The organism is Nocardia sp. NPDC020380, from assembly GCF_044386975.1.
Lineage (GTDB): Bacteria > Actinomycetota > Actinomycetes > Mycobacteriales > Mycobacteriaceae > Nocardia.
Window position 1 is genome coordinate 68,157 of record NZ_JBIRVQ010000002.1, and the last position, 20,128, is coordinate 88,284.

General features: G+C 65.7%; 22 protein-coding genes. 13 read left to right on the top strand and 9 right to left on the bottom strand.

What is annotated here, in order from left to right:
- Positions 1–22 precede the first annotated feature (22 nt).
- From ACH438_RS03870 to ACH438_RS03880, 3 genes are read right to left on the bottom strand one after another with little or no spacing between them, the layout of a single operon-like run.
- Complete coding sequence (locus ACH438_RS03870) at positions 23–1,216, bottom strand: cytochrome P450 (RefSeq protein ID WP_397000914.1); 1,194 nt, start codon at positions 1,214–1,216, stop codon at positions 23–25.
- Positions 1,213–2,499 carry an NAD(P)/FAD-dependent oxidoreductase gene (locus ACH438_RS03875; protein WP_397000916.1) on the bottom strand — a complete coding sequence of 429 codons (1,287 nt, stop codon included), beginning with the start codon at positions 2,497–2,499 and terminating at the stop codon, positions 1,213–1,215. Before ACH438_RS03875 ends, ACH438_RS03870 begins: the two co-directional genes overlap by 4 nt.
- Before the next feature lie 11 nt (positions 2,500–2,510).
- Entirely contained in the window at positions 2,511–3,695 is a 1,185-nt protein-coding gene (locus ACH438_RS03880; protein WP_397000918.1) for a cytochrome P450, read from the bottom strand.
- Between the two features lie 300 nt (positions 3,696–3,995).
- On the opposite strand from ACH438_RS03880, the gene ACH438_RS03885 reads away from it, so the two are divergent.
- The 3 genes from ACH438_RS03885 (at position 3,996) to ACH438_RS03895 (ending at position 6,711) form a co-directional block, all read left to right on the top strand.
- Positions 3,996–5,129 (top strand): MFS transporter, encoded by a 1,134-nt coding sequence (locus tag ACH438_RS03885; RefSeq protein WP_397000920.1) that lies wholly within the window; start codon positions 3,996–3,998, stop codon positions 5,127–5,129.
- Between the two features lie 107 nt (positions 5,130–5,236).
- On the top strand, positions 5,237–6,073 hold the full coding sequence (locus ACH438_RS03890; protein ID WP_397000922.1) for a hypothetical protein: 837 nt from the start codon (positions 5,237–5,239) through the stop codon (positions 6,071–6,073).
- 68 nt (positions 6,074–6,141) lie between these two features.
- Positions 6,142–6,711 carry a class F sortase gene (locus ACH438_RS03895; protein WP_397002272.1) on the top strand — a complete coding sequence of 190 codons (570 nt, stop codon included), beginning with the start codon at positions 6,142–6,144 and terminating at the stop codon, positions 6,709–6,711.
- Here the strand turns inward: ACH438_RS03895 and ACH438_RS03900 are convergent.
- Complete coding sequence (locus ACH438_RS03900; protein ID WP_397000924.1) at positions 6,708–7,097, bottom strand: winged helix-turn-helix transcriptional regulator; 390 nt, start codon at positions 7,095–7,097, stop codon at positions 6,708–6,710. The two genes, ACH438_RS03895 and ACH438_RS03900, sit on opposite strands and share 4 nt — an antisense overlap.
- 95 nt (positions 7,098–7,192) lie before the next feature.
- Here ACH438_RS03900 and ACH438_RS03905 point away from each other — a divergent pair, with 95 nt between their 5' ends.
- Positions 7,193–7,849: an NADPH-dependent F420 reductase gene (locus ACH438_RS03905; protein WP_397000926.1), complete on the top strand. Its 657-nt coding sequence runs from the start codon at positions 7,193–7,195 to the stop codon at positions 7,847–7,849.
- On the opposite strand, the gene ACH438_RS03910 is transcribed toward ACH438_RS03905, so the two are convergent.
- A complete protein-coding gene (locus ACH438_RS03910; RefSeq protein ID WP_397000928.1) occupies positions 7,786–8,163 on the bottom strand; it encodes an ArsR/SmtB family transcription factor in 378 nt (125 codons plus the stop codon). The two genes, ACH438_RS03905 and ACH438_RS03910, sit on opposite strands and share 64 nt — an antisense overlap.
- 107 nt (positions 8,164–8,270) lie before the next feature.
- Here ACH438_RS03910 and ACH438_RS03915 point away from each other — a divergent pair, with 107 nt between their 5' ends.
- Complete coding sequence (locus tag ACH438_RS03915) at positions 8,271–9,464, top strand: MFS transporter (RefSeq protein WP_397000930.1); 1,194 nt, start codon at positions 8,271–8,273, stop codon at positions 9,462–9,464.
- Here ACH438_RS03915 and ACH438_RS03920 read toward each other — a convergent pair.
- On the bottom strand, positions 9,454–9,957 hold the full coding sequence (locus ACH438_RS03920) for a MarR family winged helix-turn-helix transcriptional regulator (RefSeq protein ID WP_397000932.1): 504 nt from the start codon (positions 9,955–9,957) through the stop codon (positions 9,454–9,456). The genes ACH438_RS03915 and ACH438_RS03920 overlap by 11 nt on opposite strands.
- An 83-nt stretch (positions 9,958–10,040) precedes the next feature.
- On the opposite strand from ACH438_RS03920, the gene ACH438_RS03925 reads away from it, so the two are divergent.
- The 7 genes from ACH438_RS03925 to ACH438_RS03955 all read left to right on the top strand — a co-directional run bounded on the left by ACH438_RS03925 (position 10,041) and on the right by ACH438_RS03955 (position 14,618).
- On the top strand, positions 10,041–10,628 hold the full coding sequence (locus ACH438_RS03925) for an NADPH-dependent F420 reductase (RefSeq protein WP_397000934.1): 588 nt from the start codon (positions 10,041–10,043) through the stop codon (positions 10,626–10,628).
- Between the two features lie 51 nt (positions 10,629–10,679).
- A complete protein-coding gene (locus tag ACH438_RS03930) occupies positions 10,680–11,522 on the top strand; it encodes an SDR family NAD(P)-dependent oxidoreductase (protein WP_397000936.1) in 843 nt (280 codons plus the stop codon).
- Between the two features lie 2 nt (positions 11,523–11,524).
- Positions 11,525–11,806, top strand: a complete 282-nt coding sequence (locus ACH438_RS03935) for an alpha/beta fold hydrolase (RefSeq protein WP_397000938.1) — start codon at positions 11,525–11,527, stop codon at positions 11,804–11,806.
- Positions 11,807–11,827: 21 nt separating this feature from the next.
- Positions 11,828–12,244: a pyridoxamine 5'-phosphate oxidase family protein gene (locus ACH438_RS03940; RefSeq protein WP_397000940.1), complete on the top strand. Its 417-nt coding sequence runs from the start codon at positions 11,828–11,830 to the stop codon at positions 12,242–12,244.
- An 866-nt stretch (positions 12,245–13,110) separates the two neighbouring features.
- Entirely contained in the window at positions 13,111–13,500 is a 390-nt protein-coding gene (locus tag ACH438_RS03945; protein ID WP_397000942.1) for a hypothetical protein, read from the top strand.
- A gap of 143 nt (positions 13,501–13,643) precedes the next feature.
- On the top strand, positions 13,644–13,982 hold the full coding sequence (locus tag ACH438_RS03950; protein WP_397000944.1) for an Lsr2 family protein: 339 nt from the start codon (positions 13,644–13,646) through the stop codon (positions 13,980–13,982).
- A 153-nt stretch (positions 13,983–14,135) separates the two neighbouring features.
- Entirely contained in the window at positions 14,136–14,618 is a 483-nt protein-coding gene (locus ACH438_RS03955; protein ID WP_397000946.1) for a hypothetical protein, read from the top strand.
- Here the strand turns inward: ACH438_RS03955 and ACH438_RS03960 are convergent.
- Positions 14,615–15,568, bottom strand: coding sequence for an acyl-ACP desaturase (locus ACH438_RS03960; RefSeq protein WP_397000948.1), 954 nt, complete (start codon positions 15,566–15,568; stop codon positions 14,615–14,617). The two genes, ACH438_RS03955 and ACH438_RS03960, sit on opposite strands and share 4 nt — an antisense overlap.
- A 216-nt stretch (positions 15,569–15,784) precedes the next feature.
- Between ACH438_RS03960 and ACH438_RS03965 the strand changes: the two genes are divergently transcribed.
- Positions 15,785–16,756, top strand: a complete 972-nt coding sequence (locus ACH438_RS03965; protein ID WP_397000950.1) for an Rpn family recombination-promoting nuclease/putative transposase — start codon at positions 15,785–15,787, stop codon at positions 16,754–16,756.
- On the opposite strand, the gene ACH438_RS03970 is transcribed toward ACH438_RS03965, so the two are convergent.
- Positions 16,744–17,514, bottom strand: coding sequence for an SDR family NAD(P)-dependent oxidoreductase (locus tag ACH438_RS03970; RefSeq protein WP_397000952.1), 771 nt, complete (start codon positions 17,512–17,514; stop codon positions 16,744–16,746). The two genes, ACH438_RS03965 and ACH438_RS03970, sit on opposite strands and share 13 nt — an antisense overlap.
- Before the next feature lie 1,025 nt (positions 17,515–18,539).
- A complete protein-coding gene (locus ACH438_RS03975; protein WP_397000954.1) occupies positions 18,540–20,039 on the bottom strand; it encodes an MFS transporter in 1,500 nt (499 codons plus the stop codon).
- Positions 20,040–20,128 lie beyond the last annotated feature (89 nt).

The window sequence follows — 20,128 nt, forward strand, 5'->3', positions numbered from 1 at the left end:
GCTGTGACTCCTGCCTTCGTGGTCAGGCGGGCATGCGGACGGGGAGGGATTGGGGGCCGCGCATGGATACTGATGCGCGGTAGGTGGGGGTTGGGTCGAGCAGGGTGAAGTTCGGGGTGCGGGTCATGAGTTCGGTGAAGAGGATCTCGGCTTGGAGTCTGGCCAGGGGGGCGCCGATGCAGAAGTGGGGGCCGTGGCTGAAGGCTAGGTGGCGTGGTGTGGGCTGACCTGGTGCGAATCTGGTGAGGTCGAGGGAGTTGGGGGTGGTGAAGGCTGTTGGGTCTCGGTGTGCGGAGCCGATCAGGAGGATGAGGCCGGTTCCTCGGGGGAGGGTGTGACCCGCGAAGGACACGTCTTGCATGGCGACTCGGGTGGGGAACGGGACGGGGGTGTCGAAGCGGAGGAATTCTTCGACGGCGAGGCGGCTGGACTCTGGGTCGGCGCGCAGGATTTCGCGTTGCTGGGGGTTGCGTGACAGGGCGAGCAGGCCGGTCGCGATCAGGTTCATCGTGGTGTCGTGACCTGCGATTAGTAGGAGCACGGCGATGTCGACGAGTTCCTTTGTCTCCAGGGCTGTTTCGGTCGCGAGGGCGGAGAGCAGGTCGGTGGCGGGGGCGGTTCGGCGGCGTCCGATGAGTTCGGTGAAGTACTCGGTGAACGCGAGCACGGAGGCGGCACGGGCCTGTTTTTCGTTGTCGGATAACAACGCGTCGGGGTCAAGGCCGCGGCTGATCGCTGATGCCCAGATTCCGAACGTCTCGTGGTCGGCTGGGGGAATCCCGAGAATCGTGCAGATTGTGGTCAGCGGCAACAGGTATGCGATGTCGGTGACGAAGTCGACCTCGCCCGTGGCGACCGCCTTGTCCAGCAGTGCGATCGCGGTGTGTGTGATCTGGTCGCGCAATTGGGCGATGGCGCGGGACGTGAACGCCGGTGCCACCATTGCGCGCAGCCGGGTGTGGTCGGGCGGGTCCATCAGCAGGAACGAGCCGGGTAGTGTCCGCGGATCGATACCGGGCCGGAATGGGTTGATGCCGGAGAAGTAGCCGTGGCCGAAGGCCGGGTCGGCGAAGATCGTGCTGCAATCGGCGTAGTGCGGCACCAGGTAGATGCCGGGCCGGTATTCGTGCAATCTGCCGGTGTCGCGCAGGATTTCGTAGGCCGGCGCTGGATCGTTGCGGAATTCGGGGGCGAACGGGTCGGCGGTCACGGTCATCGTGTACTCCGTTCCGAGGAGCTCGCGCGCAGTACCCGCAGGGCGATCGCGGGTGCCAGCAGTGAAGTCGGTGGGGCGGTGAGGTTCGCGGTGCGCATGAAGGCGCGGGCCACCTCGGCGTCGTGATGTGCGGCCATCGGGATCCTCGACGTGTAGGCGCCCACGATCCGGCCGCGCAGGGAGCGCCGGCCTTCGACTCCGGGAAAGCGCAGGTCGGCCTGGGTGGACATCTGCCAGGCGATCTCGATGGGCACGGCGGCCCGCCGATAGAACTGCGCCGGTACCGGATCGGGCAGGCACTCCCGCAACGCGAGGGCCTGCTGCGCGGCCACCGTCATCCCCTGCGCGTACAGGGGATTGAAACTGCTCATCGCGTCACCCAGGACGAGAAACCCGCGCGGCGCGGCGGGAAGCCTGTCGTAGCGCCGGCGCAGCGAGCCGCGAAAGCGGTGCGGGACAGGGTCGTTCAGCGGTTCGGCCGCGCGCACGATCTCGTACAGGTCGGGCACCGGCAGGGTTGCCGCGAACTGCTCGAACGCCACCGGATCGGTCGGCGGGTGGTCACCGAGCATGCCGCTCAGCGTCACATGCCACCGGTCGCCTTCGAGTGTGATGGCGGAGCCGCCGTGGAACCCGGGCGTGGTCGAGACCACCGCGGCCAGATCGCCGTCGAGGTGGTCGGGTTTGCGGCGGAACATCCGCGAGGTGTAGCCGAGATCGACGTCGATGCGTTCCTCGTCGGGCCGCTGGTGACCGAGCGCGGCGAGCCAGTCCGCGGCGCGCGAGCCCCGCCCGGTGGCGTCCACGACCAGATCGGCCGCCACTTCCGCACCGTCGGCCAGGCGGACGCCGGTGACGGCACGGTCGCCGATCAGCCCCGCCGCTGTCCGACGCTGCCACAACTGCACTCCCGGCATGGCGAGCACCTGGGTGAGGATGGCGTCCTCGAGCATCGGACGGCTGGCGAGCAGGGCGGTCAGCCCGGTATCGGTCGGGTGGACCCGCAATCCCGCTATGTACCAACGAGATCCGCGCAGCACGTCGGTGACCGGCGCGCCCGCGGCGGCCAGTTCGGCGGTGAGCCCGGGGAAGAGCTCCTCCATGATCTGCCTGCCGCGATCCATGAGCCCGTGCACATGCCGGGCCTGCGGCACACCCCGCCGCGGCATCGCGCCGTCGAGTGTGTCCCGTTCGATGATGAGCACCCGGTCGTATGCCTCGGCGAGCACGCGGGCGGCGAACAATCCGGCGATGCCCGCACCGAGCACCACAGCCTGACTCATGGACTGACCTTTCAATGGAATCGGACCCGGAGTTCCGCCAGCCCGCGGATGAGCACGTTGGGCTTGTACGGCGGGTTGTCGTCGAGGAGTTCCATGCCGCCGACCCGCGCGAGGATGGCGTTGAGCAGCACTTCCATCTCGAGGGTGGCCAGTGGTGCGCCCAGGCAGTAGTGGTGGCCGAGGCTGAAGGCGAGGTGCTTGGTCACCGGTGCGTGGCCGTCGAAGCGGGTGATGTCGAACGTTTCCGGGTCGGTGAAGGCCCGGGGATCGCGGTTCGCGCAGGCCAGCAGGGGGACCACGCCGTCGCCGGGTTCGAAGGTCCGGCCGCCCAGGGTGGTGCGGACCTTCGCCGAGCGGGTATTGAGGTGCGCGGGACCGTCGTAGCGCAGCACTTCGTCGATGGCCGGGCGGACGAGCTCGGGCCGTGACCGCAGCAGGGCCAGTTGGTCCGGATGGCGCAGCAGGGCGAGCAGGCAGTTGCCGACCAGGTTCACGGTGGTCTCGTGCCCGGCGACGATCAGGAAGATGATGGTGCCGAGCATCTCCTCCTCGGTGAGCCGATCACCCTGATCCTCGACGGCGGCCAGCCCGCTGATCAGATCCTCGCAGGGTGCGGCGCGGCGTTCGGCGATGAGCGCGCGCAGGTACGCCAGGAACCTCGGAGTCGCTTCCGCGCGAGCATCTTTGGCCTGCTGCGGCAGCAGGTGATCGGGGTCGAGACCCCAGGACAGGATCTGCGACCACTCCTGGATGCGGTCGTGGTCGCCCGCCGGGATGCCGAGGATCTCGCAGATCACGGTCAATGGCAGCGGGTAGGCGATGGCGGTGATCGCGTCGAATTCGCCTGCGGCCAAGGCGGTGTCGAGCAATCCGCCGACGATCTCCTCGATCCGCGGCCGGATCGCCATGATCCGGCGCGGGGTGAACGCCTTCGAAACCAGGCCACGCAGTCGAGTGTGATCCGGCGGCTCCATCCACATGAACACCGGCGGGAACACTTCCTCCTGGCCGGAGTGCAGGTGCTCGACCTCCTGATCGTGACCCCAGTCGGAGCTGGTGAGCACGGTGGCGACCTCGTCGTAGCGGGTGAGCAGGCTCAAACCCAGCGGTGACCGATGCGCCGGACCCAGGTCCTGCAACTGCCGATAGAAAGGAAACGGGTCGTGCCGATTCTCCGGATTGAATATCTGCAGCATTAATTGCAATTCAACCGACAGTTCACCCGGTGCTGGAGTGGGCTGCGTCGGCGTGCTGGCCGGGCTCATGGCTGAGTCCCTTCGCATGAGGGGGCTGGTCGCTATCTGCGCTGTCGAGTCCGGGCCAGCATGCAGGCGCATTCCGGATTCTTCTGTGGTGATTCGTTTTTCGATTCGGAGCGATAGGAGATTCCGAAGGCGCTCACCGCCGGCCCTAGCGGGTTGAAGACTGTGAGGCATGATGGCGGGGTCGCAATGGGGATGACGACGGAGCACGGCACACGCGCCGGAGCGAAACACTTGACGCTTGTCGATCTGCTGATCCTGGCCATCGGCACATTCACACTCGGAGTGGACGGCTACGTCGTATCCGGTTTGCTACCGGAGGTTTCGGCGGATCTGCATGTCTCGGTGAGCACGGCGGGCCAGCTGACTTCGCTGTTCGCGCTCGTCTACGCGATCGGTTCGCCGATCATCGCCGCGCTGACCGGAAATTGGGACCGCCGCGTGCTGCTCGCCGGCGGGATGGCGGTATTCATCGTCGGAATGGTGTTGCAGGCCAGCGGACCTGATTTTCCGATAGTCGCCACCGGACGTGTCATCGCGGCGCTGGGTGCGGCGGCCTATCAGTCCAACGCGTTCAGCACAGCCGGGCTGCTGAGCGACGACAAGCGCCGCGCCCGGTCGCTGGCCGTTGTCGCGGGCGGTGCGTCGCTGGCGTTGGTGGCCGGGCTGCCGTTCGGCATCCTCGTCGGTCAGGCCTGGGGTTGGCGGAATACGCTGTGGATCCTGGTCGTGCTGGCTGCGATCTCGTGCGTGTCGGTGGCCTTCCTGCCCGCGGCCCACGCTCCCGGTCTCGGATTACGTGGCCGGCTGCGGGTGCTCACGGATACTCGCGTGCGCGACATCCTGATCGGCACCACAACGGTGATGGTGCCCGCCTTCGTTATCGTCAGCTATCTGCCGACCGTCCTGCACATCTCGGGCATGCTCGTCGTAGTGGCGATGTTCGGTTTCGGATGCGGTCAGGTACTCGGCACCGCGGCCGTACCGCGATTGATCCGCTGGCGAGGTTCCCCCTTCGTCCTTGTGCTGAGTGGTTGCGCTGTAACGGTTTTCGCGGCGATCCTGGTCCTCGCGCGCACCACCGAATACGGCGCGGTGGCCGCGATGTTCGGCTTGGGAGCCGGCGCCGGTATCGCGATAGTGCCCCAGCAACATCGCTTGTTCGCGCTCGTCCCCGCCTTCGCCCCGATCGCGATGGGCCTGAACGGATCCGCGATCTACCTCGCCGTCGCACTGAGCGCTGCGATCGGCGGCGGCGTGCTGGCCCTCGGCGGCGCGGTCGCCCTCGCCCCGACCGCAGTGCTCCTCGGTCTGCTCGCCATTACGGCGGGCACCGTCCTCCGCCCGGAGGCGCGCGCCAACACGTAGACCTGGACATTTGAATAGTTGCCCTGGTGGTGATGCGCTCTGTAACGCGCGGTCCGAGAGATTCGACAGGAGGGCGATCGGTTTGAACACTCGGAAGTGAACTCACAATGTCGGCAAGAACTTTCTCCGCTGCGGTGGTCTTCGTGGCCGCAGCGGCTTTGTGCGCACCGGTGGCAGCCGCGGACTCCACCACCACGACCGCGCCCGCCCCGGGGATCAAGGTCGGTGGCGGCTTGGACGTGGGCGTGGGCGGCAATGGGTCCATCAATGTCGGCGGCGGAGTGACCGGGGGCGCCGGAGTGCCGGGTCAGACGGGCGGTGGGCTCGGGCTCGGAGGCAATGCCGGCGTATCGATTTCGCCGAGCCTGCCGACGCTGCCGAGCGCGCCCACCGTGCCGAGCCTGCCGGCTCCGCCGACGTTGCCCGCGCCGCCGAGCGTGTCTGTCGGCGGTAACACCGGAGGTGGTGTCCAGGCCGGTGGTGACGGAAACCTCGGCGGGGGAGTGCAGGTCGGCGGAAACGGGGGTGCCGGCGTGCAGGCGGGCGGTGACGGGAACCTCGGGGGCGGCGTGCAGGCCGGTGGCAACGGGAACCTCGGGGGCGGTGTCCAAGCGGGCGGCAATGGAAACCTCGGCGGCGGTGTGCAAGCCGGCGGCAATGGGAATATCGGCGGCGGCCTGGGTGTACAGGCCGGTGGCACCGGGGATCTCGGTGCCGGTGTGCAGGCCGGCGGATTGGGAGGCGTCGATCTGACCACCGCCGCGGGGGCTGCCGCGGCCGGTGGGGACACGGTGAACGGCATGGCGATTCCCGCCGACGCGACCACGGGTATTGCCGGTGGCCCGGCCGTCACCGATCAGGTTCCGGCGGGCGGCTACGTGATTCCGAAGGGCGCGCCCGATACCGGCGCCGGCGGCATGGCGGCTCAGGTGAGTGCGCCATGAGCCCAGTGGATGGCACGCCGAGAGCATCGAAATACCTTCGGCCGCTGCGATTTTCGCTCTTGGCCGTGATGGCGATCAGTATGGCGCTGCTCGCCGGCTGCGGTTCTTCACACACCACCGCCGCAGCACCGAAAACCAGTGCCGCGCCCGCGCCCACGACCGGCGTGAAGACCGCGGCGCCGATCACCCGCTCGACGCCCACATCGTTCGACATCGCCTCGATCAAGGCCTCGGGTTCGCTGATCGCGGTGGGCCTCAATGCCGATGGCTCGGTACAGGTTCCGGCCGACTACCAGCAAGCCGGCTGGTATCAGAAAGGCCCCGCCCCGGGCGAGCAGGGCTCGGCAGTCATCCTCGGTCACGTCGACTCGTACAAGGGCGTCGGAGTCTTCTTCTACCTGAAGAAGGTCAAGCCGGGCGACATGATCGACGTGACCCGCGCCGACGGAAAAGTCGCACACTTCAAGGTCACCGACGTCCGGATGTACGACAAGACCCAGTTCCCCGACCAGCTGGTCTTCGGCGCCCGTGGCGGATCGACTCTCCAAATAGTCACTTGCGGTGGTGATTTCGACCAGACCACCAAGAGCTACCTGTCGAACGTCGTCGTCTTCTCCTCGCTCGACTCGGTGACCTAGTCGTCCTCGTCGTGCCCGTAGAGGGCGGTCCGTACGGTATTGCCGTGCCGGTCCGCCCAGGCGCCCAAGGCATCGATCGGGACGAGCAGGTCGCGTCCGGCCCGGGTCAGTTCGTATTCCACGCGTGGGGGTGCTTCGGCGTAGCCGCGGCGTTCGAGCAGGCCCATGCGCTGCATGCGGCGCAGGGTTTGGGTGAGCATCTTCTGGCTGATGCCGCCGATGGCGCGCTGGAGATCCACAGGGCGCAAAGGGCCTTCACGCAGTGTGTAGACGATCACCGGTAGCCAGCGATTGCCGAAGAGGTCGACCGCGAGGTGGGCCGGGCAGTCGGCTTCGTACTCACCGTAGGGCTCCATGGTCACCGCAGAGTCGGGCTTGATCGGCACAGTCGCAGTCTCTCATCGGTGATACGCACCCGGAGGTGCGCATCGGAACTCCTAGCGTTCGAACGCGTCGATACACATTCGAACCGGGAGTTGATATGCGAATCGGAATCATCGGAGCCGGCGCCATGGCGCGCGCCTTGGGGACCGGCTGGGCTGCGGCGGGGCACGAAGTCGTTGTTGGGGGCCGGGATTCGGGCAAGGCGGCGCAGGCCGCCGTCGAGATCGGCAATGGTGCGCGCGGCGTTTCGCTCGAACAGGCCGCCGGCTTCGGGGAGGTGGTTTTGCTCGCGCTGCCGGTGTCCGCGCTGGGGGAGGTGCTGGCCGAGCTCGGTCCGGAGGTCTTCGCCGGACGCACGCTCATCGACTGCACCAATGCGTTCCTCCCGCAGGAGAGTGGCTGGATCCTGTCCGAAGACGCTGTTGCGGAACGGATTTCCGCCACCGTGCCGGGCGCGCATGTGGTGAAGGCGTTCAATCTGCTGGCGGCCGAAGTGTGGGCGGCGCCGCGGCGGGAGGTCGGCGGTGCCCGATTGACCGTCCCGCTCTGTGGCGACGATCCCACGGCGGTGGCCCTGGTTGCCGGGCTGGCCGAGGATCTGGAGTTGCGCCCGGTCCGTGCCGGCGGGCTGAATCGGGCGCGATATCTGGAGGCCACGTCGGTGTTCGTGGTCGGGCTCTGGTTCGGCGGTCATGACTCGCGAGCGATGTTCCCGCCGCTCGAAGCCGTGTTCGCGGGGTCCGATTCGGAGTAGGTGCTGTTGGCGTTGCGTTCGGCGGCATCGAGCAGGGTCGGCAGGAGTCCGGGGAAGCGGGCCTCGAGGTCGTCGGTGCGCAGCGACAGGAGGTTCTCGCGGCCGTAGGGGCGTTGCCAGATGATTCCGCTGTCGCGCAACACTTTCCAGTGCCGGGTCAGCGTGGTCTTGGGTATCCCGTCGAGGATGCTGCCGCATGCCTGCTGTCCTTCGGCCGCGAGTACCCGCACGATCTCCAGGCGCAGCGGATTGCCCAAGGCGGACAACACATTCTCCAGCCGGATCTGATGACGTTCGGGGTGCACACCGATCATCAGCCGATGGTACCTCTGTTGACGCACATGCGAACAGTCCACTAAATTGCGTACAGTTCGCAATAACGCGTACTTTCGCCGTTCGGCCACACCTCGAAAGCACTCCTATGCCTCTCGCACTGTTAGCCCTGGCTCTCGGAGCCTTTGCCATCGGCACCACCGAGTTCATCCCGGTCAGCCTGCTGCCCGATATCGCCGGCAGCTATTCCGTAACCATCCCGACGGCCGGGTGGCTGATCACCGGTTACGCCCTCGGCGTCACCCTCGGCGCGCCGATCATGGCCGGACTGGGTCCCCGGATGTCGCGCAAACGCATGCTGCTGATCTGCCTGGCGCTGCTCATCGCGGGCAATCTCGTCTCCGCGCTCGCCCCCGGCTTCGAGTTCGCGCTCATCGGCCGCATCATCGCCTCGCTGGCGCACGGCGCCTTCTTCGGCATCGGTGCGGTCGTGGCCGGGAATCTCGTCAGCCCGGAGCGTCGGGCCGGGGCCATTGCCACCATGTTCACCGGGCTCACGGTCGCCACGCTGGCCGGAGTTCCATTGGGCACCTTGCTCGGTCAGCATTTCGGTTGGCGGCTGTCCTTCGGAGTCGTCGCCGCGATCGGGGGTGCGGCGTTCCTCGGTGTCGCCGCACTGGTCCCCGATCAGCCCGCCCCCGAGAATGCGCGGCTGCGGCACGAGATCTCGGTACTCAAGAATCCGCAGGTGCTTCTCGCGATGGCCATGACTGTGCTCGGTTTCGGTGGTGTCTTCGCCGCGATCACTTATCTGGCCCCGATGATGACCACGGTCACCGGATTCGCCGACAGTTCCGTCACCTGGATCATGGTCGTGTTCGGGCTCGGATTTCTGCTGGGCAACCTGGTCGGCGGCCGTTTCGCCGACCGTCACCTCATGCCCCTGCTCTACGTCGCTCTGTCGGGTCTCACCTTGGCGCTGGCGTTGTTCCCCCTGACCGCACACAACAAGATCTCGGCCGTGATCACCGTCCTGATCATCGGCGCCCTCGGCTTCGCGACGGTGCCCCCGCTGCAGAAACGCGTACTCGACCAGGCCGCGAGCGCGCCCACCCTCGCTTCGGCGCTCAATATCGGCGCGTTCAACCTCGGCAACGCACTCTCGGCCTGGCTCGGCGGCTTGGTCATCGCCGCGGGATACGGCTACACCGCCCCTAGCTGGGTCGGCGTGGCCCTCAGTGGCACAGCGGTTGTCCTGGCCGTGCTGTCGGGCGCGCTCGAACGCCGTGCGGGCCAACGAATCCCGGCATATTCGCACGAAACACCTTTGGCTACTCGGTAATCGGCTTCTTCTTCGATCGAGCCGGTATGAGGGGGACGATCTGCCGCAGGTGCTCGCGCGTGCGGTCGGTGATCTCGGCGAGCTGCGCGATCTGTTCCGGGGTCAGGCGATCGAGGAACCCCGCGCGGACGGTGTCGAGATGCCCGGGTGCGGTGCGTTCGAGAACGGCGATACCGGCCGCCGTGAGGGCAGCCAGCACACCGCGTTCATCGGCGGGATCCGGTTCCCGAGTGAGCAATCCGGCCTTCTCGAGCTGCCCGACCTGATAGGTCAGCCCACTGCGTGAGCAGATGACCAAACTCGCCAGCTGCGTCATGCCGGCCCGTCGCCCAGGCAGCTCGTTGAGTCGGGTCAAGATCTCGTACTGCACCATCGTGACCCTGCCGGCTTCCTGTAGTTGCCGCTCGACCAGGCGATGGATAAGGTCGCTGGTTTCCAGGAACCCGGTCCAGGCGCGCATCTCGGTCTCGTTCAGCCAACTCGGTTCGGTCATGAAAAGTCATGCTACCCACTTGCTTCGAATTCGAAGCACTTTAGCAATCGGCCCGGCCTCATCCGGCTTGGAAGGAATCGATCGTGAAGATCAGCATCATCGGCAATGGCAATGTCGGCTCCGCGCTGGCGGAGCGGCTGTCGCGGCTCGATCATGAAGTGACAGTGGCGGATTCGAAGACAGACCCGGCCACGGTGGCGGAGGCGGTGGCCGCGGCGGATGCGGTGATTCTGGCCGTGACGTTCCCCGCGGTAGCCGAACTGGACGCGCGGGTGAAGGCCGCGACCGTGGGCAAGATCGTGATCGACGCGACCAACCCGCTGGCCGCCGACTTCATGTCGCTGACCCTCGGGTACACCACGTCGGCCGGTGAACAGAACGCCGCGACACTGACCGGTGCGCGCCTGGTGAAGGCGTTCAACACCGTATTCGCCGGCAACCTCGCCAACGCGCAGCTCGGCGGAACATCGCAGTTCCTGCCGATCGCCGGCGACGGCACCGAGGCCAAGCAGCTGGTCCTGAAGCTGGGCGAGGAACTCGGATTCGACGCCGTCGATGTCGGTGCGCTGGCCTGCGCCCGCTACACCGAACCGGCGGTGGAGCTGTTGATCCAGACGGCTTTCGGCGCCGGACTCGGCCCGGGCATCGGCTACCTTCTCGCCCGCGGCTGATTCACCATCCCTCTCACCGGCCGCCGGGCCGGGACATGTGCAGGAGAAGTCATGTCCGACAACACAACCGCCGATCTGACCGGCCGCACGATCGCGATCACCGGCTCCACCGACGGCCTGGGCCGAGCACTGGCGCTTCGACTGGCCGCGGCCGGCGCCCAGGTGATCGTGCACGGCCGCGATGAGCGGCGGGCCGGCGAGGTCGCCGAGTCGATCCTCGCCGCCGGCGGACCGGCTCCTCAGATCGTGTTGGCCGACCTGTCGCAATTGGCGCAGGTCGACCGACTTGCCGACGAGATCGCCACCCGCGTAACCAGATTGGATGTACTGGTCAACAACGCGGGCATCGGATTCGGCCGCCCTGATGCGCCACGCCTCTTCAGCAGCGACGGGTTCGAATTGCGCTGGGCCGTCAACCATCTGGCGCCCTACCGCCTCACCCGGCGCCTGCTGCCGCTACCTCAGGCGTCGGCGCCAGCACGGGTGGTCAACGTGGCCTCGGCCGGCCAGCAGGAAATCGACTTCGACGACCTGTCCTTCGACCACGACTACGACGGCGTAAGCGCCTACAGGCGCAGCAAACTCGCCCAGATCATGTCCACTTTCGAGCTGGCCGCCGATCTCACCGGCGCGGGGGTAACCGTCAATGCCCTGCACCCAGCGACCTTCATGGACACCACCATGGTCGCCGAGACGGGCGCCGCACCGCAGAGCACCGTCGCCGAAGGAGTCGAAGCAACCCTGCGCGTGATCGCCGATCCAGCACTCGCGCAAGTCACAGGCCATTACTTCCACGGCCTCACCCCGGGGCAACCCCACCCGCAGGCGCTCAACCCCGCCGCCCGCCGGCGACTACGCGAACTCACCGACACCGCTCTGTCCACGAAAGTCTGACCATGCCCACCACCACCGTAGAACTGACCCACGGCCCCAGCGCCGTCCAACTCCGCGTAGACCAAGAGGTAGACATCCGCCGTCTTCTCCCGTCGATCACCGCCCCCACCGTGGTCCTGGTCAGCAACCACGACCAGATCATCCCGCCCGCCGCCCAACGCGCCGTCGCGGCAGCCATCCCCCACGCTCGGTATCGCGACGTCGATGCCGGCCACGCCTATCCCTTCGAGGACAGCGCCGAATTCACCAGCAATATCGTCGATTTCGTGCGTGCTTCCGGTTAACGTCGTTTGATGCCAACTACATTGCCCGCGAAGGCTGTCGACGCGATCAACGGTGGATTGCTCGCGCATCTGGTTACCATCGATCCGGATGGTTCGCCGTATGTGCGCTGCGTGTGGACGTATGCCGAAGTGGATTCGTTGATGATCGGCTCCATGAGCTTGGATAAGCGCTATATCCGGAATCTGCAGCGGGATCCGCGGGTATCGATCTCGTATGAGTCGGGGGTGATCGATGATCATGGGCTGGCTGAATATCTTGTTGCCGAAGGGCATGCCGAGGTGCTCGGGGATGGTGGCGGGCGGGTGCTGCTGAACCGGCTCGGGGCGGCGTACATCGGTCCTGACGCGGACTTTCTCGCCGATCCGGCGGTGGGTGAGGGCCACCGGATCCGCGTTCGACTCACCAAGGTAACCGGGGTCGGAGCCTGGTTGGCCTGAGTAGCTTCATCACATCGGACGGCCGGTCATCGCAACTTTGCGATGACCGGCCGTTTCTCGTTCCACAGCGTTGGCTGCAGTCGACGTCCTTCTGTCGCGTAACCCGTCCCGGTATCTCATGTGACGGGTTCTTCTCCCCTGGGTGAATGGGAATCCGAGCGGCAGCAATGTAATTGGACGCCGAAAGATCAGAAATGGAATTCGGCCGGTCGAATCCGTCGGCCGGTCTGTTCAGACAACCCCATATCCGAGAACGGACGAGAAAATGACGTACACCAATCCGCCGGCGCGGAACCGCAGGACGTTCGGGCGGCCGGCCATCACCGGTTCCGCTGTGGCTGTCGCCGGGGCGGCGATCTTGGCGGGTGGGTTGGTGGCGAATCCGGCCGAGGCGGTCGCGGCGCCGGGTGGATCGTGCCAGTGGGCGGGCGCGTCTTATCCGCAGGGGGACACCGTTTATGCCGGTGGGTCGGCGTTCACCTGCAGTGCCGCTCGGTGGAACCAGGCGCCCGCGCCGGGGCATGCGAATACTGTTCCCAGTCCCGGCGCGACTCAGGCCGCGGCCACCGGATTCAGTGTCGGCGCAGTGCAACCCGGCACCGCCTACTTCGACACGTGTATTGCCGACACCGTCCAGCCCGGCACCACGTATGTATTCCAGGCCGTCGACTTCAATGGAAATGTCCTCTGGCGCGCCGATGGCGTGAGTTCGCAGTGGACCTTCGATCCCAGTACGCCCGCTCAGCCCGCCGACACCAACACCTGCGTGGACGGCGTTCTGAACTGCCGGAGTGCCGCATGGTGGTCGATCTCGGCGGTATGGTCTGTGACAGGGTCCTATCGGTCAGGAACGAAGGGGATCGACCATGAGGGGCATTCACGGCGGCATGCTCGGCGCTGTACCGGCGATGGTTCTCGCAGCGACCGTGATCGGTGCCCCTCCGGCGCTCGCGGATCCGCTGCCGACCGCGCAACTCGGCTTCCACAACGGCTACTGCACGACCACCGATGTCAGCGTGCCGGCCGATACTCCGTTCATCGTCGATATCGATACGGGCTTCCAATTCACGGATCAGTCCGAGTTCCGTATTCCCTCGCTGAACATCCGGGTGATCCTGCCGAGCGCCTACTTCAGCCCGAACGCCTGGGTCGAGGTCCCCGCGCAGCCGGCGGGATCGATCCCGTTTCAGCTCATGACGCCCTGGGTGTCGGGCAGTGCGGGCAAGGGGTGCTGGGGGACCATCCACGTCTTGTGAGCCCGGTGCTCGCTTCGCTTTGTCGTCCTACGCGGCTGCGGGTAGCCTTCGACCGCAGCCGAAGTCCGCGGTAGGTATGCGGATGACGGCTGTTCTTGCTCGGATCCTGTTGTACACAAACCTCCGGCAAAGGGAGCCTGACAATGGCACGGAAAATAGTCGTCACGCTCGTCGACGACTTCGACGGCAAATCCGAGGCGACGGAAACGGTCGCCTTCGCGCTCGACGGCGCGGGATATGAGATGGACCTCTCGGTCCTCAACGCGAGCGAATTGCGCGGCGTCTTCGAGAAGTGGGTCCCGCACGCCCGCAAGACCGGGCGGGCGCCGCGCGGCACGAGCACCCAGAGTCCTCGACCGGCGGTCGACCGTGAGCAGAGCAGCGCCATCCGCGAATGGGCGCGCAAGCACGGCTATACGGTGTCGACCCGCGGCCGCATCCAGGCCGAGGTCGTCTCGGCGTACCACAACGCGGCCAAGTAGATCACCGACGGCCCAAAGGCATTCGCAGCCCGCTGGCTCGTTTCGATGAACCGCCCAGCGGGTTTCCCCTTCCCACGCAGAAAATCCGGCCCCTCCCGTACGACATCCGCGTCGATCCCGGCCGCCCGCCGATTTATGTGCTGAAATGCGGCGGTGACCGATACCGATACGTCGTATCTCCGCCCCGTGATGTACGAACTCGTCGGCGCATACCTGCTCGGTGACCCCGACCGAGTAGCGGAGATCGCCGACCGTATCGAAGACTCCGGCCACATCCGCGAGGTCCTGACCGAGGCCAACCGCTACGGCGAAACCCTCTCCGGCCGCGACGACTGCACCGGCGACCCGGTCTCCCCAGAGTTCATCGGCGCCGGCATCCGCGCCCGCCTCGCCACAATCCTCTCCCCCCACGAAGAACTGGCGGCCATGGCCGCCCTCGACGACTTCGCCGCCACCCGAAGCAAATCCGCCCCAACCCCCCTCAGCGCCCTACTCCTCCTCCACGTAGCCGCCGCCGGCATCGCCGAACTAGGCAGCCGAGTATTCGGTCCCACCGAGTTCACCCCGGAAACCGTCGCATCCATCGCCGACCTCCCCTCCGACCAGCCGGTCGTCGAGCCGGTCGTGGAGGGTTAGGCGCGGGCTCTTTCGCGGGCCAAGGCGCGGTCTCGTTGTTCCTCGAATTTGGGGATCTTCACGTTTTCCATGTCGTCGAGGAAGAGTGCGAGGCGGTCTCGTGCTTGTTCGCCGCGGGCGGTGAAGTCGTTGCGGTTGAAGATGTTCCATTGCCGGACTACCGGCATGAGTACTTCTTCGAGGTGCTGGCGGAGGTCGTAGACGCCGTGTTTGGCCATGAGGACGCCGTTGCGGCGGAAGTTGGGCATGCCGGCGCCGGGCATGCGGAAGTTTTCGACGATGGTGTCGATTGCTTCCATTGCCTGGTCGGGGACCAGGTCGAGGGCGGCGCCGCACATGGTGCGGTAGAAGATCATGTGGAGGTTCTCGTCGGCGGCGATGCGTTGCAGCATGCGGTCCGCGATGGGGTCGTTGCAGACTCTGGCGGTATTGCGGTGGCTGACGCGGGTGGCCAGTTCCTGGAAGCTGACGTAGGCCACCGAGTACAGGAAGCCGGCATCGCCGTCCGCCAATTCCGCGGGTGCGCCGAAACCGTTTGTCATATGCGCCATTCGGTCGTTCTCGAGCGCGACCGGGTCCACTCCGCGCGTGACGACGAGATAGTCCCGGATCACCACGCTGTGCTTGTTCTCCTCGGCGGTCCAACGCCCCACCCACGTGCCCCACGCGCCGTCGCGAGAGAAGTTCTCGGAGATCTCGCGATGATAGGAAGGCAGATTGTCCTCGGTCAGCAGATTGGTAACCATCGCCGCCTTGGCAACCTCACTGAGCCGGGATTGCTCAGGCGCCCAATCGATCCCGTCCAACAGCGCGAAGTTCTGCCCCTCGTCCCACGGAATATAGTCGTGCGGACGCCAATCCTTCGCCATCGACAAATGCCGATGCACACACTCCTCCGCGACGGGTTCCAGCTCGGCCAAGATCTCTCGCTGCGTCAGCTGACGTGACAAACCGTGCTCCTGGGCAATGATTCGAGGCCACGCCGGATGCGCTGCGGCCGGTTCATCCACCCACACCACCAACAACCAAGCCCATCCGAAAGGGACAAATGTCCCCTCAAACCCGATCTTGATATACCTCACCCACGCTGTCGGCCCGCTACTGATTTCAACTGAGACGGCGAATATCTGCGTGTCGCAATCAGTCTGGTAGTAGCTTGCCGAGCCGTGGCTGATTCGCCGTCTAACCCGCACGACGCCTACTTCCGGCAGGTGATGTCCCGACCTGCCGACGCCGCCGGTGAGCTTCAGGCGGTACTACCGAAAGAGGTTGCCACCCTGCTGGATTGGGACACACTGATCTTGCAGCCGTGCAGCTTCGTATCCCAGCAACTACGGTCGCGCTACAGCGATCTATTGTTTCGTACCCGTTTGAACGACCACCCTGCGTACATCTACCTGCTCGTCGAACATCAGAGTCGACCCGACCCGCTGATGCCGATGCGCATGATGGAGTATCTGGTCGGCATCTGGAATCGCCACGTCCGGGAGTTCCCCAAAACCAAGACCCTGCCGGCCGTGATCCCGCTGGTTGTGCACGCCAGCCCGGACGGTCGACGCTGGGATGCCGCCTCCGAGCTGTCCGAACTGATCGATGTCGATCCGGCTGCCCGAGAGGCGCTCGGCGAGTATCTGCCGCGTTTCCGATTTCTGCTCGACGACCTCACTGTGCACACGGTGTCCGCGCTCTGTGCGCGAGACCTGACGTCCACGACGCGGGTGTTGCTGGTGCTGTTGAAGATCGCCGCCGGTAACCGCCGCCTGGCCGACGACATGTTGCCATTGATAGAAGACCTGCTGGCGATCGTCTCGGCGCCCGGCGGCGTAGAGGCTCTGGAGTGCGTGGTGACGTACATTCTTAGTGTCGGGGAAACCAAGGTTGCCGAGCTGGGAGCGGTCTTCGATCGGCTCGGGCCGAACGTGAAGGAGGTCATCATGTCAACTGCAGAACGACTTCGCGCTGAAGGTGAGGTTCGTGGGCGGGCTGAGGCACTCCTCGAATTACTGGTGGTGAAGTTCGGGGCGGTGCCGGCGTCGGTCGCGGAAGTGGTTCGTGGGGCTGATGCGGGGCAGTTGCGGGTTTGGGCTGCTCGGGTTCTCGGTGCGGACAGCCTTGATGGGGTGTTTCAGACGCCGTAGGCGCCGTCGATGTCGAGTTTTTGGCCGCTGATGAAGTCGGCGCGGTCGGAGGCCAGGAAGCAGACGGCTTCGGCTATGTCTTCGGCGTCGCCGAAGCGGCCCAGGGGGATGTTGGAGCGGGTTATGGCCAGGGCGGTTTCGTTGAGTTCGCCGGAGGCGATCAGGCGTTCGGCCATTCCGTCGGTGGTCATGCCGGGGCCTACGCAGTTGGCTCGGATGCCGTAGCGGCCCTCTTCGGCTGCGATGCCTCGGATCAGGGCTTCCACTGCGGCTTTCGGGGCGCTTGATAGGCCGTCTCGGACTGGGAAGCGGGTGGTGGCGGCTGTCGTTATCGCGACGATATTGCCTGCGGTGGCGCGGAGGTGGGGGAGGACGGCGTGGACGGCGTTGAAGAAGGCGGCGGCGTCGGAGGTTAGCTGGGAGTGGAAGGCTTCGGGGGGCGTGCGGCTCAGGTGGCGCATTGGAATGTGTGGTCCGGCAGCGTAAATCAAGGTGTGGATGCCGCCGAACTCGTTGGCGACTTCGGTGACTACCTCGGCGGTTTTAGCCGCGTCGGTCAGGTCGAGCTGCCATCCTGCGGCTGATCTGCCCTGTAGTTTGGCGAACTCGAAGATGGGGTCCAGGGCCGCGGCGGAGCGGAAGTAGGTGAGTCCGACATTGCTGCCGCGCTCCATGAGCATTCGGGCGGTGGCCTGACCCAGTCCGCCGCTGGCTCCGAGCACGAGTGCGGCGCCGGAGCGGTGGCCGAAGTCGTCCATGCACGTCCTTTGTTCCAGGCGCAATCGTTGCGCGGCGATTGCTTTCATTCGTAACCCAATCAGACTAAACAAGCAAGTGCTTGGTTGTTTATCGGTAGCGATCCTCGTGCGATGGGTGAGAAGGGTCATGAATCGACGATGACTCTGGTCAAGCGATCGGCAGTTAGCAATTATCTAGCTATCGAATTAACTGGTCGTATTGTCAGGTTCTGGAGGGAGTTCGAATGGGCGGCAAATCTGCAGTTTCGCCGATTGGGCGACTCGGATATGGGGTTCTTGCCGTTGCGGCGGCAGGCTCGGCCTTGGCGATCTCTGCGGGAACGGCATCGGCGGGAGTGCCTCCGGGCGTCACTTGCGCGGGTGCGTTCTGCTACAACTCGACCGACGAGGGACAGACCGTCACCGGCACCGAGGTTTGCCCCAACGGGCCGCAGTATGCGGTGTCAGGGTTCATTCCACCGCATGGGGCTGGAGCTGTAGGGGCCTTCGCTTGTCCGAATGGTGTTCAGCCGCAAGGGATTCTCTACTGACAGGGCTACCGCCTGGGCGGCGGGCCGATGTGTGGGTGGGGCGGTTGTGGGACCTGTGGTTCGCGCCGTTGTGGGTGATCGTTGTCTTGGTGGGTGCTGTGTTGTGGGGGTTTGCGGCGGTGACGGGGTTCAGCTCGTATGGGGTGATGCTTGCGAGCATTGGGACACCCTCTTTCACGGTTGGTACGGCGCGGCAGCGCAGTCAGTTCGGGGGGCGTGAGGAGATGCGCAGGTTCTTCGATTCGGCGCGTGTTCGTCAATTGCCGGTTCTCAGGACATTCGACGAAGCCGTTCGATGGAATGGGTTGATCGTCGAGGAACGTACTCGTCGCAGGGCTGCCCTCGCTCTGTCCTGGCTGTTGCCGGCGTTCGGGCTCGCTTTCCTCGGAGTTTTCGTAAGTCTGTTGCTGAAGAATCGTTCGCCGGGTGACAGCGGCAGCAGCATGCTGTTCGTCGGGGTGATCGGTCTGATCGGGTTTGGCTGGATCCGGATTGTCAACCCGCGCATCCTCGCTGGACTCGAGGCGATGGCTCGTCAGGGCACCGAGCGGGGGTATGGCTACTGGCTTGTGCCTCGTTCGTCAGCTGTTTACTGGAATGGTTTGGGCGGGTGATTAGGAGCCAGGCGGTGAATGCGGCTGTTAGGTAGGCGATTCCGATCAGGAGGAAGCAGGTGGCGGGGCCTCGGGGGTCGTTGGGGATGGTGGTCAGGGTGACGCTTATTGCTGCTATGCCTACTAGGGTGCCTATTTGGCGGTTGGCGTTGAGGGTGGAGGCGGCGGTGTTGGCGTGGTGGGGGCCGGCGGCGTCGATCAGGGCCGCGGTCATGGCGGGGGAGATGATGCCGGCGCCGATGTTGGCTGTGGCGACGGTTAGGGCCAGTAGCCAGTAAGGGGTGGTGGGGGAGAGGGTTGTCATTGTTAGGGAGGCGATTCCGGCTGTGGATAGGAAGAGGGTCAGGAGGGGGCCGTTGGGGATGTGGGCGGAGATTCGGGAGTAGGCGAGATTGCCCAGGGGGAACCAGATGGTCATCGGGAGGAGTTGCAGGCCGGCTTGGAAGGGGGTGGCGCCGCGGGCGTGCTGGAGGTAGAGGGCGAGTAGGAACATGGTGCCGTAGAGGGCGAGGTTGAAGAGGAAGCCGACCAGGTTGGCGCCGGTGAAGCTGGGGCGGCGGAACAGCTCCCACGGCATGACCAGGTTGGCTGAGTGGCGTTCGTGAACTACCAGCAGCACACTCGCGGAGAGCAATGCCGCGTAGGTGACGAGCATCGGGTCGGATCCCCAGCCGAGGTGCGGGCCCTCGATCAGTGCGAAGCTCAGTGCCGCGAGCGCGACGATCCACAGGACATGGCCTGGCACAGCCAGTTTGATGGCGCGGCCGCTGATCGGAGGGATGTAGCGGCGGGTCAAGAGCATGCCGATGATCCCGATCGGGAGGTTGATCAGGAAGATGCTCTGCCAGCCGAAGGCGCTCACCAGCAGGCCGCCCACGGTGGGGCCCAGACCGGCGGCGGTGGCGACTATTGCCGACCAGAGTCCCAGCATCTGGGTGCGCTTGCGCTGCTCGGGGAATGAAAACACCAGCAGGGAAAGGGAACTCGGCATGAACAGTGCCGCACCGGCGCCCTGCACGATGCGCGCGGCGATGAGAGTGGCGGCCGTCGGCGCGAGGGCGCAGGCCAGGGAGGCGAGGAAGAAGATCGCCATGCCCCACAGGTAGATGGTCTTCGCGCCGATGCGGTTCGCCAGGCCGCCGGCGAGCATCAGTAGTGAGCTGAAGGTCAGGACGTATCCGTCCACGATCCAGGTGAGTTCGCCCAGCGAGGCGTGCAGGTGCTGCTGGATCGCGGCGCCCGCGACATTGACGACGGTGACATCGAGCGCGGCCATGACGAAGCCCGCGGCGAGCGCGGTCAGGGTCAGACCTGCCGGAACGCTGCGCGGGGGTGCCGGGGCGGTGTCGACCGGCAGGGTCTCGGAGTCGGAGTTCGGCATTGGTCTCTCCTGCAAGGATTTTGGGGAAGCCCTCCGAATCGATTGAATCCGCTATTACGATCGCCGTCAAATTTTATCTCCATCATAGT

Bases quoted from the DNA above. Each gene is read 5' to 3' on its own strand.
- ACH438_RS03870 (WP_397000914.1), bottom strand. From the start codon at position 1,216: ATGACCGTGACCGCCGACCCGTTCGCCCCCGAATTCCGCAACGATCCA.
- ACH438_RS03875 (WP_397000916.1), bottom strand. From the start codon at position 2,499: ATGAGTCAGGCTGTGGTGCTCGGTGCGGGCATCGCCGGATTGTTCGCC.
- ACH438_RS03880 (WP_397000918.1), bottom strand. From the start codon at position 3,695: ATGCTGCAGATATTCAATCCGGAGAATCGGCACGACCCGTTTCCTTTC.
- ACH438_RS03890 (WP_397000922.1), top strand. From the start codon at position 5,237: ATGTCGGCAAGAACTTTCTCCGCTGCGGTGGTCTTCGTGGCCGCAGCG.
- ACH438_RS03895 (WP_397002272.1), top strand. From the start codon at position 6,142: ATGGCGATCAGTATGGCGCTGCTCGCCGGCTGCGGTTCTTCACACACC.
- ACH438_RS03905 (WP_397000926.1), top strand. From the start codon at position 7,193: ATGCGAATCGGAATCATCGGAGCCGGCGCCATGGCGCGCGCCTTGGGG.
- ACH438_RS03910 (WP_397000928.1), bottom strand. From the start codon at position 8,163: ATGATCGGTGTGCACCCCGAACGTCATCAGATCCGGCTGGAGAATGTG.
- ACH438_RS03915 (WP_397000930.1), top strand. From the start codon at position 8,271: ATGCCTCTCGCACTGTTAGCCCTGGCTCTCGGAGCCTTTGCCATCGGC.
- ACH438_RS03920 (WP_397000932.1), bottom strand. From the start codon at position 9,957: ATGACCGAACCGAGTTGGCTGAACGAGACCGAGATGCGCGCCTGGACC.
- ACH438_RS03930 (WP_397000936.1), top strand. From the start codon at position 10,680: ATGTCCGACAACACAACCGCCGATCTGACCGGCCGCACGATCGCGATC.
- ACH438_RS03935 (WP_397000938.1), top strand. From the start codon at position 11,525: ATGCCCACCACCACCGTAGAACTGACCCACGGCCCCAGCGCCGTCCAA.
- ACH438_RS03945 (WP_397000942.1), top strand. From the start codon at position 13,111: ATGAGGGGCATTCACGGCGGCATGCTCGGCGCTGTACCGGCGATGGTT.
- ACH438_RS03950 (WP_397000944.1), top strand. From the start codon at position 13,644: ATGGCACGGAAAATAGTCGTCACGCTCGTCGACGACTTCGACGGCAAA.
- ACH438_RS03970 (WP_397000952.1), bottom strand. From the start codon at position 17,514: ATGGACGACTTCGGCCACCGCTCCGGCGCCGCACTCGTGCTCGGAGCC.
- ACH438_RS03975 (WP_397000954.1), bottom strand. From the start codon at position 20,039: ATGCCGAACTCCGACTCCGAGACCCTGCCGGTCGACACCGCCCCGGCA.